Origin of the sequence: Collinsella aerofaciens, from assembly GCF_901212495.1 — a bacterium.
GTDB classification, from domain to species: Bacteria; Actinomycetota; Coriobacteriia; order Coriobacteriales; family Coriobacteriaceae; genus Collinsella; species Collinsella aerofaciens_H.
In genome coordinates this window covers 21,827-35,974 of record NZ_CAAKNY010000086.1, presented here as the reverse complement: position 1 = coordinate 35,974, position 14,148 = coordinate 21,827, and the positions used below count along the sequence as shown (strand labels likewise).

Below are 14,148 nucleotides of genomic sequence, written 5' to 3'. Positions count from 1 at the left end.
TTACTCCACTTCTAGTACAAACTGGTCATGGCTAACAAATACGCGCTCGCTAGCGCTTGAATAAAACAAGTCCGACTTACGAATTATCTGGATGAGCTGCGCGCGCGGAACCACTACGCCGTACTCTTCCGAAAGCAAGTCGACAAGATCGTCGATATCGATCGATATCTCGCGACCCACCACCGCTTGGATAAAATCGCGACCCTTCATGGGGTGGCCGCGTGGCGCAAAGAGCTTAATGCCCACAAGGTTTCCGTGCCCCAGCAGGTCCTCCTGCGACAGGAGCACGCTTTCGTAAAATGCATCGGATAGACCGTACTCAAGTAAGGGCAAATCGGATGCGCAGCGCCTGAGCCACGGCACGGTAAAGTACGGCGTGTCGTCATCAGCGCCACGATCGATGGCATCCAAAGCAAAGCTGCGCAAATCGGCATCCCTAATATCAAGCTCATCAAGACCATCGCGCGTAATCCAGCTCGACTCGTCGTAGTCAAGCAAGTCGCCCGACCTAATGGCTCGATAGACCATGTTTTTAAAGGACATACAGTTCAACATGGATTGAGGCAGGCTATCGTGCTCGACGATGGCTCCGTGCATCAAAGACAGATAGAAATCTGTCTGGCTTACGCCCCGGCCTCTACAGGCGCAGTCAGCATAAAGCGTGAACCCCGTTTGATAGGCAAACAATTCCAGCTTGAGCGTTTCGTCGGGCGAGCATCCCGCCAGCTCCGCAAACTGGGAAAGCAGGCACCAATCCCCATCAAGCTTGGGAAGAGTTGACTCACCGGCCATGACGCCTTCAGATCCGGTATCAACACGCTCGCTATGGAACGACTGGGGATGTACGTCTTCAGCCACAGCAACACGCGGAGCTGCCGCGGCCGGCCCGCATTCATCATCTTCAATAACGTTTTCTCGGGCTTCGACCGGATCACCTTGCGTCTCGGGGACAAAGCTCTCAGCACTCGCTTCAACGTCCGCAAACCAATCGTTCGTATCGACAACGCACGGTGATGACCGATAGAACAGCGCTCGCTCATCGAAGCCGAGTTCGTTAATAGCTCGAATCGTATCGAATTTGCCGGCCACATCCTCGCGAATCAAAACCACATCGTCGGGCAACAATAGCCGCTCAACAACATCCGCGTATGCACCGCCAACGTCATGCCATAAAAGAATGGAACCGGACGTTGTATCAAATGCCATTTGTAGCTGTTCGGAGAGCTCGACCAGAGAGTCATCCAGCATTTGTTCTTCGCGTGGCGCGGGGGTCTCATCGACACCCAGGAACCGATAGCCAAAACCATGCACCGTTTTAATCCAAAGGGGATTCTTTACCTCATCTCCCAACTTCTTACGGAGGTTTTTAACATGCGAAGCAAGAGCTCTATTCGATTCAGCGAAGCCAACGCCCATCGAAATCTGAGAGAGTTCCTCATTTGAAATCTCAACGTTTGACCTAGCCGTAAGTGCATTCAAGACACTGTGCTCAATTGGTGTAAGCGCAAGCTCCTCGCCATCGAGCTGAACAATACGGTTCTCAGAATCAACGACAAGCACACGGTCGCCATGCGCAGAACGAAATACACGCCCGCCCTCACCAACACTCGCCTCAGGCTCAAATCCCGGAGCAAAATCGAGACGATAGCCATAACCGTGAACGCCCTTAAGCCAACGAGCGTTGCGGGCATCTTCTTCCAGTTTCTTGCGAATGTTCTTGATATGGCTATCGAGCACTCGATGCGACTTAGGGTCATCGTGGCCAAATGCCGCAACAAACAGCTCTTGGCGAGAAAATGCATGACCCGGTTTTTGAGCCATACAAAACAAGATGTTGAACTCATTGGGGGTCAAACATAGGTAGGCGCCGTCCATGTACGCATCGCTCATGGTTGGATCGAGCAGAAGATTGCTATCGATTCGAATGATCTGATTGTTGTTTACCAATGCTCCCATAGCGGCTCTTTCAACTTCTAGCACACAGACGGCTATTTGATTTTGGCGAGAACGTCCTGGAACTTGGCGTAATTGACCTTAACGCCGTCATCCAAATCAATCTCAATCATTTGGTCTGCAAGGTGGTGGACCTTCTCCTCGTAGCTCACGAGCTCGGCAGCTTGGTCGCTTATGCGCTTTTGCTCCTTAGCAAGACGAGCACGATCACGACTGTCGCTTACCTCTATCTGGTCGGCAATCCACATCAGTCGATTGCGATAACGTTCTTGCTGAGGATGGATATAACTCGTACGAACCAGCGCCAACAAATCAGGGCGATAGCGATGCATGTAGACCAACGCCCTAAAGCCGCCCTTCTTGCCTGAGTCGAACAGCCAGTAGATGGGACGCTTCTTGTAGGTCTGGCAGTGGTCCTTAAAGAAGTCCTTCAAAAAGTAGGTGCGGATGACCTCGCGCGAGGTGCCCTTGTCGCCGAGCGCCTCGGCAATAAAGGCCAGGTTCTGCTCGAGCGTCTCCTCGCCGTACACGGTACGCACAAAGTCGATAAAGTAGCGCACGATGTCGTCGTCAAAGTACTCATCGTCGGTAATGGGCAACACGTTGTCGCTATCGGGCATAAACGTCACGTGATCGGGGACGGGCATCTTAGCCAGATAGTCATCAACCGTGGCGCCCTGATCGGCCAAGACGAGTCCGTCCACATCCAGCGAATAGCGGCCAAACATGCAACCCACGGCATAGCTTATGAGCGACGTGATCTCGTCACGCTTGGTGCGCACGTACTTGTTGCCCTTATAGCTCTCGGGAATCTCATCGACGGTATCAAAGATGCGCGCCACCGAAACGTACTTATCCTCGACCTCGATGGGCACCTCGCCCTCCATGTTGTAGATCTTGGCAAAGATTCGGTTGAGCTCCTCTTCGTTAGCGCGAAGCTGCTCAAAGCGAGCATTGACCTCGGCCTTGCGAGCCTCGTATTTATCTTGAAGTAAAGTGGCCATGGTAGTCCTTCTCTAATGTTGACCCGAAAACCGCACTCAAGAGGCAACGAATTGAAGCCTTAATTGCAGATAGAAGCCGAATAAATCGCGTATTATGCGCCTCTCTCTTGTGATAAATACAAACGAACTCAGGGCGCGTATCACGAAGCATCCCATCCCTCAATTTGTTCATCTACAATTCGAAGCATGTTCTCAACCGCTTCTCGCCACGATCTGACCGTACTAGCCTTAATACTCTCGGTCTTACCAGACTTCTTGTTTAAATCGACTTCATGAACTATTTTGTGTCGACGTTTAATCAGGTTCTCAATTAATGATTGATTCTTAAACTGAGTTAGCGAAATCCCGATTTTGGAAAGCCAGCTGCATATCTCCGAGTATTGGTTAAAAGAGACCAATGAAAGCTGTGATTCGATTGACGATTGAATCAAATCTGAAACCTGTTCATTCTTATATTGAGCCAAATCCCTAAGCGTAAATTTCTGGGCTCTCTTTTGAGCAGAACCACGCAACGAAATGCCTTCGAGTTCTCTTGAATCCGCCCTATCGAACAACCAATCGGATAGCATCCCCCGAACATAATCTTCCTGAGATCCGTGAAGTAGAACAACGGCGGCTCTCAATATGTCAGCAGAACGTGCATCTTGCTTGCTGCTAACCAGACGTCTGGCTTCTTCCTTTTGTAAAATTTCATAAAGAGCGAGAAGGCTGTCAACGCGAGACAAATTGTCTTTAAGCCTATTAAAACGATCCGTAGACATTTGCCACCTACACCAAGGGATGACGCTTGAAATCCCAGGAGGTTTCAAACGAGTCCCAATCGGCATCAGCAATGGACACCGATTGGTCGGCATAGTCAACAACTTCAGTGTCAAGAGCGCTTGAAGGAGGCATCGGAAGCGAGAGGACATCACCAACCGTTGTATTCAAAGTCGGATTAATCGCATCAAGTAGCTCTGAAGCAATCGATGAGTTCAGGAACGCCAAATCGATAGACAAAGCTCTTTCGCTATCTTGATTAGACATGAAAACTGTCGGGGCACCAGAAGTGAACAGCTCACCTTGGTCTTTTACTCGAAACGAGCAGCGACCCGACGTGATTAAGCCCCAACAAATTCCCTTCCTTTCGATGGACCCAGATTTAGGAAGGCCGCCATGCTGGTCATAAAAATCGTTAGCTTCATCAGACCAGTTCACTACGTCATATTTCATTCCAGACCATCTAGAGAAACCGCCGCCGTTCGACAACGGCATCCATAACCTCCCAATTAAAGAAGCTGGGACCTCCCACCAATTCCTGACATATTTCTCATTGTCATGAGTTTTTAAACGGCCACCTGACACATAAGCAGACTTCATCGTTCCTGGCTCAAACATGTGCCCATATTTCTCGGAAAGCCAGTAGGCGATGGGAGTGCCGGGAATCTGCTTGAAGGTCTCGGCGTCGCGGCGGTAGAACTCAGTCTCCCCAGCAGGGAACGAAACAGGGTTCCCAGCCGCATCCAAGTCTTTAGCTTCGATTCGACAATAAGAACCAAGGCTATTTGTACGGCAATTAGCAAACACCGTTGCAGAAGTATTGAATGCAATCCTCATCACCATATGCCCCATGTAGCACATGGAAACGATTGATTTGCTGTCAAGAACTCGACGCCTCATTGCCTCAAAGCTACTCAGAAACATCCAAGATGCCATCGTAACCATCGCTGAATAGCCGCGGTCCTTCGCCAAGTTGAACCCGCGCTCGATGAAGCATGTGCACAGGTCGCTCTTCACGTCGGAGTAGTTCTTCTTGACCCACTTGGACATGAAGGGGCCGAAGCTGGAGCTGCCCATGTAGGGCGGGTTGGCCACCACGCAGTCGTGGCGGCGAGCGAGGATCTCGCAGGCCTTAAGGGCACATACCAGTTTATTTTTAGAGCTACCGTCAAACAGACCATCGGTGCCGATGAGTTCGATCGCCTCACGCAGTGCGGCAAGGTCGCCCTCGCTCGGAGCGAGCAGCGAACCGACCTCGCCCAAATGCGTTAGGGCATCGATGAGATCCTTCTTCTTGGCAAGCACGGCGCCGTGCGGAATGTCATCCTCCTCCAGCATAACCGGCTCGAGCACAGCAACATCCGCTTGAACCCCACGGCCAAAAAAACGCCTATCCATCTCTCGAGCGCAAATGGCCAGCGCCAAACCTGCAATCTGGGCGGCGCGAGGGTCAATTTCCATACCATGGAGGTTCTTGGATAGAATGAGTCCGGGAATGTCGCGCATACGGTATTCGCGCTCTAAATACATCTTTGCCAAAAGTTCAAAGGCGTAAACGAGAATATGCCCAGATCCACAAGCCGGATCGCACAGCGAAATATCCTCGGGGCTCTCGATTTTAATGAAGTCCTCATGCTCCGCATCGGGCTCGATGTAGTACTCCATTTCATCGCGCAGGGGACTTTCCGAGTTGTTCAGCATCCACAAACGCCCCAAGGAGTTCTGCACCATGTAGCGCACGATCCAGTTGGGCGTAAACAGCTGTGTGGCCGGACCGATGGTGTCCGGCGTCTCCTTGGCCTTAGATTTAAAAAATGCGTCTTTGACCTCGGAATTGTAGAACTGATACATCCAGCCCAGGGACTCGACGTTTTCCCACGTCCTGCGCTTAACCCGTTCGACTAGAGCGCACAGTACGCCTTCTTCACCGCGGTCCAAAAGCCTTGTCGGAAGCAGCAACGCATCCGCCGTGCCCACGCGGCCAAAGATGGCGGGCAAGCACTCGGCGAGCTCGTTCATCTGAGCTACCACAATAAGGCGAAACAGCGCCTCATCATCTGCTGCAGCGACAAGGTCAAACACGCGATCGCGCTCTAAGCCCGGCAGATCAAGCTCCGTCGGCATACGCAAGCAGTCTGGCGAAAAACTATCGTACTCCGAGGTTTCGCAATATGAACTTAGCATGCGCACGCCACAGGGCAGATAGCCTCGCACTTCCATATAGCGTATTGCAGCGAAGCGATTGAACCAGGTGTAGGCCATTTCCTCGCAAAAGTGCGCATAGCCGTCATGCTCTATGCGGCCATATAGCTCAGAACGTTGCGAACGTTCGAGCGCAGAGAGCACCGTGCCCTTAACGATGGTTGCATCGCGATCGAATTCCTCACGCCCCGCATCGTCGAGCCCGTAGGCATAGCAACGCTGACGCACTTCGTCAATTAAACGGATGCGCGCCCAAGGGCAAAACTTTTCGAGCTCTTTCGTATCCATGTTTCTCCCTTAGCCCAAACGGATGGCGTCATTACCCTCAAGGCTTCGCAGCAGCTCTTTGCGCGCGTCCTCCAAATAGTCATCGATCTGCTGTTGCGAGCTCAGCTCCAGCGGCCTAAAGACCATGCTGCGGCTCACCGATTTGACGCGTCGCCTAGGTACCGGCACAGATTGGGGCTCATTCGGTAGGCCAGGCGCAGTGACCCCCGAATGATCGGTCGTTACCGTCACACTCGTATTTGCCGGTTTGGGACGATTCGCCTCTTCATAGGCTTCATCGATCATTCTGTACAGTGCCGTCTGAGCACGATCGAGCTTGGCCGGCACCGCATCCAGGGCGGTCAGCGTTGTCGCATTATGCACCTCATCTTTTCGAGCACTGTGGGTCTCCCCGATGCGCGCCAGAGCGACGCCCCTATTTTGGGCATACGCTTCGATATCCCCATAGCGCTCCTCGACAGAATTGAGCATGGCGATACGCTTTTGGTCTAACAGCTCCTTGTAGGCGGTCCTAACCTTTAAGTTTGCCTCTGATAGCTTTTGGAACTGCAGACTCAGGCTCGGTTGCTTAACCGCTCCTCCAATAACGGAAAGCGCATCAAGCGTCTCAGAATCGCCCTCAAAGTAATCGCGCTCGCTCTCCATTCGCTTGAATATCTCGCAGGCACTGTCGAATACAGCTACCTTGCTACCGAAAAACTCGTCAATATCTTCGAGATCTTCAGCCGCATCTCCCAGCTCTTCCTCTTTTCCGGCGATCGCCATAATTAGATCGACGGCATCGCGGCCGCTCTGCAATAAGCCTTCGATAAGGTTCTTTGCATGCACGACCTCCTTATAGCCCGGGTAACCTGGGTTACGCTGGTACTCGACCGAAAGAAGGCTCGCCAAGCTATCGTGGCGCTTTTCAAGCTCCCCGCGACATGCCTCGGCAAGGCTGTCCTCTTCGAGCGACAGAGTAGGATTGCCGCTCAACTCTTCTACAGCCTGTCGCGCCTTAGATATGGCTGCTCGAGAAAGCTGCTGGCGCGCCTCGACAACAGCCTGTCGTGCCTTAGCAGCTTTTCGCAGATAATCGATGATCTTGGAGTCCCTAAGATCAATCGCTTGTCCCGCACAGAGCAGGCGAGCGCGCTTTTGCGCTAGCAGCGTTGCAACCACGGCGGCAATGTCAATCTCCGCCCAACCATAAGGCTTCGCATGATATGTCTCGAGCAGCTCGCTCATTGTTACCTGCATATGCTGGGCAGCGCGAGCTTCCAGCAGGCGCATAACCGCTTCGATGGCTCCGGCGTTGGACTCTTGCCCATTCATTGCCGGAGTGTACGCGGTTAGAATTTGCTTGATCTGCATATCGCTGTCGTAGTTTTTATCAATAAGCGACAGCTTGTTGTACGTAACGGAAACAAGCTGGCGTACGCAGTCCTCGATCATATTCTTGGCAGACGCCGATTTGACTGGCGAATACTCACTGCCGTAGACACAGAACGTTCCATGCAGCACCGCCTGGCGCATAAGGTCCTCTGCACGCTTATCCAGAGCGACGCGCTCTTCCTGCTTGCCACGCAAAATCGAAGCCACCACTTCACTGCGATTGTCTGCCTGACGGCTATTGAGGTATTGCTCAATACATGCCGACTGATACAGGCAGTCGTAGTAATCTTGCTGGGAATCGAGCACTACAATGGCTTCTCCCCTGCTAGAGCTAAGGAGCAGGTCCTCGCGCGAAGGAATCGGGGTGCCATCCACACCAGTAATCACACGCAGCGCCAGCCCCGATGCACTGTTATAACGGGTGTCGTCCAGATATTCCTCAACGTCAAAAACGTTTTTACCGACCGTTACCTTGGCGTTTTCGAAGACCTGCCTAAACATAATCTGTGCGGCCTTGGACGTAATCTTCGCAGCATCCGGCTGCACGCGCGAAATCTGCTGGGCGATTTCCTGCTCTTCGTCGGTCAGGTACTTATACGTTTCACCATTGCGAGCTACATAGTTTTGGCGTACCAAACGCTCCAGGGACTGCGAAATCTGCTCGCGAACGACAATGCGGTCGGTGCGGACGTCGTCGGTCATTAGGGTAATCAAGTTTTCAACGTTTGCCGGCATGTCCTTATCGACATACAGGATCAAGAAAAGCAGTTTGAGTACCGGAATGTCGCATTCCTCAAGACCCTGTCCCTTTTGGGCGGCATCCGCCGCTCGAAGAACTACGCGACGATGATAGTCCTCGAGCGACGTCGAGATCGTATTGTAGAAACGCCAAAGCGGAACCAGCGCGTTCTGGTCCTTTTCCTCTATGCATCGAGCGGAGTCTTGAAAGCCGCTCAGCATGGAACGCTCGGCACTTGAGCTGTTTTTTCCGGACGCGCCGTGATTGCGCAGCTCATCCATGATTTTTTGAATGAGCTTAAACTGGTAATCAGCAAACGGATACGTGCTGGCGAAGTCTTCGGCGCCCTCGTAGCCAATTAAATCGGCCGCCGCATCCTTAAAGCTATACAAGTTGTTGAGGACCGCCGAGCGCTCCTGGTATTCAGCTTTCAGCAAGTCGTTCGCAGCCTGATTTTTCGCCAAAATGCGGCGACGAATAACTTCATCGGCGCACGAGCTGCTCAACGACAAGCGCGTATTAAAGCGATCCTGAATCTTGGAGAAGTCGCTGCCCTTAACCTTGGTAATTTGATCAATCGCCTGCTGTCCGGTGACCATGACCCACACGCGACCGCCACACTTGGTGCCCAGCGCCTCGACAATGCTCTGCAAGTTCAGCATAAGCTCGGTATCGCTCGCGATAAACTGGCTCATCTCATCGGCCATAAAGATCATGCGATATGAGCCGCCGCATTCTTGCTCTCGACGCTTTGTGTATTTAGCAATATCGTCGGTAAGCTGGTCGATTGAAAAATCATTGCTTTCCGATTTTTCATACCAGCGCTCTGCCTCGTCCTTGCTCATGACGCCCGTGCGACTGAGTGACTCGATAACGTCGTCGGAGTTAAAGTCGTAGTCCTCGCGGCCATCGACCCAGGGGCTATGATTAATCTCTTCAAATGCGGCACGGAATTCCTGAGTTTTACCGGCGTCGTCAATACGACGCTCCAGGCGAGCGAGCTTAAAATCTGCACCGTAGAACCCACGGCTCTCGTAATACATCTTGGCAAAAATGCGCGCAACCGCGCTGCCATCCTTATTGAGCGGGCTTTTGATGCCCATATTAAAGAGGATAGCGTCGGTCGTCACGCCCGCCGCGCGCTTTGCTTTGTCGGCAAGTTCGTCATCTTCAAAACGCGGAGCAATATACTCAATCGCAGTTTTACCTGCCGCCTCACGGTTCGTGAACAGGTAGCTGAGCATCTTGAGAAAGTGAGATTTACCCGAGCCAAACGAACCGCTAATCCACACGCCGATTTTATCCGTCGTATCATCGAGAGCCCGGTCATACGCATCGAAAAGCGTCTTGAAATGGCGGCGAAGCTCGTCGGTCACAACGTATTCGTTCAGCTCTTGCCTGACACTGCCGTCATCCTCCTGATCAACCTTAATAACACCGTTAATGTTTCGGTCGATGTCGTGCTCAAACATATCTTTGATCTTCATGGGAATGCCTTTCGATGACCGGAAACGTTTTTAGAGTTGGTTAAACGCGCGATAGTAGTTGCCGTCGGCAATCGTGCCAAACAGCTTTAACTGCTGCCCGTCATAGGTGCCGGGATAAAACAAAACGACGGGGATATCGGAAAATACCGGCTGAATAGACTCGAGAATGATGTGGGCACGCATGAACGGGTAAATCTTGCCAACGCCCGTGATAATCAGGACGTCGCGCCCGCGCTTCGGCTCGCCGTATCTCTCGATAAAGCTGCCGTGAATGAACTCGAGGTACTTCTCGGGCCCCATTCGGCTCTGCATGCGTTGCAAGAAATGATCGCTGCCTCGTTTTTCCTCGAGGGCGCTCATTTTTTCTAAGATGCCGCGTTTTTCGCAAATGCCGATAAACACGCTCCATAGATCAAACGAAACAATGTTAGGGGAGTCGTTTTTTGTCTGGCGCTCGTGTGAGCTATCATCCACCAGCTGCTGAGTCAGGGCACGCACCTGGTCCTCTTGCCTAGCTGCATATGGATAGATGTAGAGTGGAACCTCGCCACCCAAGCCACGACAATTCAAAAACTCGGGGTCGTGGAATTTGGAACGAATGAGTTCAAAGCTCATATCGATTGAAGGCAACTCGGTTGCTGTCATCTCGCACCTCTATTCCGTTATGCCAAAGGCAGGCAGAACCGCAGCATCGTCGTTGGCCCGAACGCAACGCTCGAGCTCAAAATCGAGCAATGGCGGACGAAGGGCTTCGGTTTTGCGGCTATACAATCCGGCGCCCTCTATACAGTTGACGAGAACTTGGCGCACTTTATTGCACGTAGCATCCGACCACGTTGCAACGCGATCGTCCTGCGAGCGAAGCCCTTCGATAAACGTAACGATCTCTGATTTTCGAAGCGAGAGATCAAAAAGACTGAACTTAGGGGCAATCACGCACGTCATAAAGTCCCAGACAACCCGGTTGTCGCACATCATTGCATACAGGTTGACCTGCGCAAGCTGCTCGAGCGAACCATGCGCAGCAAGATTAATCAGGCTCGCGCGCACGTCTTCGTCTTCGCTAAGAGCCAACAACCGGCGGCAGCAAGCACGGGTGATAGATTTTTGCTCACGCTCAGTAGGATATTGAAAGAGGTTTTGGGCGGTGACCTTTTCAATAATCTCTTTCGTATCAGAAAAGTTCTCGTCCACCATGAGGCGCGCAACGACACGCGTCTCATTAACAAGCCACTGCTCGCGTGTCATAGAACCACGATAGGTGGTGGGCATGCTCATGTCGTTCAGCCTCTCGACGAATCAAATAGGTACATTTGATTCATACGACAAAACGCTTCACATCCATTGAGCAACATTTTGTTGCACAACATTTTAGCTGCGAAAACTCTCTGAACGGTAAAAATATTCTGTGAACGGCGAAAAGAGGATCTGGTTTATTGCGGTTCCCGAACGGCATAAGCCGTAGGCAAACAATATGCTCCAAGAGGACTTGATGTCACCCCGTGAAGCTGGGGGCGGCAGCGAATACGAGCCTCGAGCTAAACTCTCCCCCATGTAACTATCCTGTAAATCATAGCGGCACACTCGGGTTTTGCTGTGTTGCGGTCGCGTCCGGCGCTCCACTGTGCTAAAGTATCCCGAACGTTCAAACGACTACGAGGGGGAACTAGAAGATGGCACGTGTGCACAACTTCTCAGCTGGCCCGGCCGCGCTACCTACAAGCGTGCTCGCCGAGATCGCCGACGAGATGATGGACTACCGCGGTTGCGGCATGTCCGTGCTCGAGATGAGCCATCGATCTAGCATGTACCAGCAGATCATCGACGACGCCGAGGCAACCCTGCGTCGCCTGCTGAGTATCCCCGACAACTACCGTGTCCTGTTTTTACAGGGCGGCGCCACGTTGCAGTTTGCGGGCATCCCGATGAACCTCATGCGCCGCGGCCGCGCCGGCTACGTCGTGACCGGCAACTTTGCCAACAAGGCGTACAAAGAGGCCGACAAGTACGGTGAGGCCGTGCTGCTCGCGAGCTCCGAGGACACCAACTTCGACCGCATCCCCGACATGGCCGATATCAACGCGCGCATTGCTGTCGAGGCCGCGGGCGACGGGCTCGACTACGTCTACATCTGCCAGAACAACACCATCTTTGGCACCATGTTCCACGAGCTGCCCATCTGCGGTGATGTGCCGCTGGTCGCCGATGTCTCGAGCTGCTTTTTGTCGCAGCCGCTCGACGTCGAGCGCTACGGACTCATCTACGCCGGCGCTCAGAAAAACGCCGGCGCCGCGGGCGTCACCGTGGTTATCGTGCGCGACGATCTCATCGCCGACGGCCCCGCCTTTGCGCAGACGCCGCAGTACATGGATCTTAAGACCCAGGCCGCCAAGGACTCCATGCTCAACACGCCCAACACCTTTGGCATCTACGTGTGCGGCAAGGTGTTCCGTTGGGTTGAGCAGACCGGCGGACTTGCCGCCATGGCCGAGCGCAACTGGGCCAAGGCCAACCTGCTCTACGACCTGCTCGAGAACAGTAAACTATTCCACGGCACCACGCAGACAGACAGTCGCTCCATCGCCAACGTCACCTTCCGCACCGGCGACGCCAACCTCGACTCGGCCTTTGTTGCGGGCGCCGCCGAGCACCAGATTCAAAACGTCAAGGGCCATCGCCTCGTCGGCGGCATGCGCGCCAGCGTGTACAACGCCGTCACCATGGAGGACGTGCAGGCGCTGGCCTCGTACATGAAGGACTTCGAAGCGCAGCATAGTTTGAGTCCGCGATCTAACTAGCCCGCAACACGCGGGCCGACCAGCCACCTCAGACCACCCAGTTTAGATCAAAACCTGCTAAGGAGTTTTTCCATGCGTAAGATTAAGACCATCGACGACATCACTAAAGACGGCAAAGTCGAGTTTGGCGAGGGCTACGAGTTTGTGGGCACCGCCGAGGAGGCCGACGCCATCCTGATGCGCTCCACAGACCTGCACGGCTACGAGCTGCCCGAGGGCATCCGTGCCATCGCCCGCTGCGGCGCCGGCGTCAACAACATCCCCGTCGAGGAGTACGCCAAGAAGGGTGTCGTCGTCTTTAACTCCCCCGGTGCCAACAGCAACGCCGTCAAGGAGCTTGTCCTGGGCATGCTGGTGCTTTCGAGCCGCGGCGTAGTGCAGTCGATGAACTGGGTGCGTGACAACGCCGACGACCCCGAGATCCAGATCGATGCCGAGAAAGCTAAGAAGGCCTTTGTGGGCCGCGAGCTCAAGGGCAAGCGCATCGGCGTCGTCGGCCTGGGCAACGTGGGTTCCAAGGTCGCCAACGCCTGTGTCGACCTGGGCATGGACGTCTACGGCTACGATCCGTTCATTTCCGTCGAGCACGCGTGGGTACTGAGCCGCGAGGTGCAGCGCGTGGGCACGCTCGAGGATCTGTGCCGCGGCTGCGACTACCTCACCGTGCACGTGCCCAGCAAGGCCGACACCATCGGCATGATCAGCACCGAGCAGATTAACCTGCTGGCCCCGGGCGCCGTGCTCATCAACTACGCGCGCGAAACCATCATTGACGAGGACGCCGTCGACGCCGCCCTGCGCGAGGGCAAGCTGAGCTGGTTTAGCTGCGACTTCGCCACGCCCAAGACCGTCAAGATGCCCAACACGTTTATCACCACGCACTCGGGCGCCGGCACTGGCGAGGCCGAGGCCAACTGCGCCGATATGGCCATCAGCGAGCTCAAGGATTACCTGGAGAACGGCAACATCGCGCACAGCGTCAACTACCCCGCCTGCAGCATGGGCAAGGCGCGCGCCGCGAGCCGCATCGCCTGCCTGCACGCCAACGTGCCCAACATGATCGGCCAGATCACGGCCATCCTGGCCAAGGACAACGCCAACGTGCAGCGCATGACCAACGAGTCCGCTGGCGAGAACGCCTACACCATGTTCGACACCGACGAGCACCTGAACAGCAGCACGATCGAGGCGCTTAAGCAGATTCCGTCGATGTATCGCGTGCGCGTAATCAAATAGCGCCGGCACCAAGCCTGCCAGGCAGGCCATGAAGCCCATTCGGCCCCCGTTTTCACGAAGTGGGGGCCGATTTCGTTGCTCCGGATTGTTTTGAAAATGCTATCCAGAACAAGTTTTTTCGGATAATCGACGGTAAGACCCAAATCACTGAGCGCACCTGCTTTGATAAACAACTTTATCAGGGGCTTTAGTAGGTAAAAATCGATCTCTATATGCGACATCCAAGTTGACTGTCTATTTTCCGAAACAACTTGTTCTAGACAGCATTTTTAAGGCCCCTCCAAGGCGAAATTAAAGCCTTTTTTGTG

At 53.7% G+C, this 14,148-nt stretch carries 9 protein-coding genes; 2 read left to right on the top strand and 7 right to left on the bottom strand.

Annotation, left to right across the window (positions count from 1 at the left end; genetic code table 11):
* The 7 genes from SFLMC1_RS11465 to SFLMC1_RS10865 all read right to left on the bottom strand — a co-directional run bounded on the left by SFLMC1_RS11465 (position 1) and on the right by SFLMC1_RS10865 (position 11,078).
* Positions 1-1,956, bottom strand: a complete 1,956-nt coding sequence (locus SFLMC1_RS11465; RefSeq protein WP_152073697.1) for a winged helix-turn-helix domain-containing protein — start codon at positions 1,954-1,956, stop codon at positions 1-3.
* A gap of 32 nt (positions 1,957-1,988) precedes the next feature.
* Positions 1,989-2,957 carry a hypothetical protein gene (locus SFLMC1_RS10890; RefSeq protein ID WP_152073696.1) on the bottom strand — a complete coding sequence of 323 codons (969 nt, stop codon included), beginning with the start codon at positions 2,955-2,957 and terminating at the stop codon, positions 1,989-1,991.
* Positions 2,958-3,097: 140 nt separating this feature from the next.
* Positions 3,098-3,718, bottom strand: coding sequence for a HEPN domain-containing protein (locus SFLMC1_RS10885; protein ID WP_152073695.1), 621 nt, complete (start codon positions 3,716-3,718; stop codon positions 3,098-3,100).
* A 7-nt stretch (positions 3,719-3,725) separates the two neighbouring features.
* Positions 3,726-6,206, bottom strand: a complete 2,481-nt coding sequence (pglX, locus tag SFLMC1_RS10880; protein ID WP_152073694.1) for a BREX-1 system adenine-specific DNA-methyltransferase PglX — start codon at positions 6,204-6,206, stop codon at positions 3,726-3,728.
* A 9-nt stretch (positions 6,207-6,215) separates the two neighbouring features.
* The gene (gene brxC / locus SFLMC1_RS10875; RefSeq protein ID WP_261981442.1) at positions 6,216-9,791 is read right to left on the bottom strand and encodes a BREX system P-loop protein BrxC; all 3,576 of its coding nucleotides are present in this window, start codon (positions 9,789-9,791) and stop codon (positions 6,216-6,218) included.
* Between the two features lie 45 nt (positions 9,792-9,836).
* Entirely contained in the window at positions 9,837-10,451 is a 615-nt protein-coding gene (locus SFLMC1_RS10870; protein WP_152073692.1) for a DUF1788 domain-containing protein, read from the bottom strand.
* 9 nt (positions 10,452-10,460) lie between these two features.
* The gene (locus SFLMC1_RS10865) at positions 10,461-11,078 is read right to left on the bottom strand and encodes a DUF1819 family protein (RefSeq protein WP_261981441.1); all 618 of its coding nucleotides are present in this window, start codon (positions 11,076-11,078) and stop codon (positions 10,461-10,463) included.
* Between the two features lie 401 nt (positions 11,079-11,479).
* Between SFLMC1_RS10865 and serC the strand changes: the two genes are divergently transcribed.
* Together serC and SFLMC1_RS10855 are read left to right on the top strand one after the other, a co-directional pair.
* Positions 11,480-12,604, top strand: a complete 1,125-nt coding sequence (gene serC / locus SFLMC1_RS10860; RefSeq protein WP_152073690.1) for a 3-phosphoserine/phosphohydroxythreonine transaminase — start codon at positions 11,480-11,482, stop codon at positions 12,602-12,604.
* Between the two features lie 72 nt (positions 12,605-12,676).
* A complete protein-coding gene (locus SFLMC1_RS10855; protein WP_152073689.1) occupies positions 12,677-13,840 on the top strand; it encodes a phosphoglycerate dehydrogenase in 1,164 nt (387 codons plus the stop codon).
* Positions 13,841-14,148 lie beyond the last annotated feature (308 nt).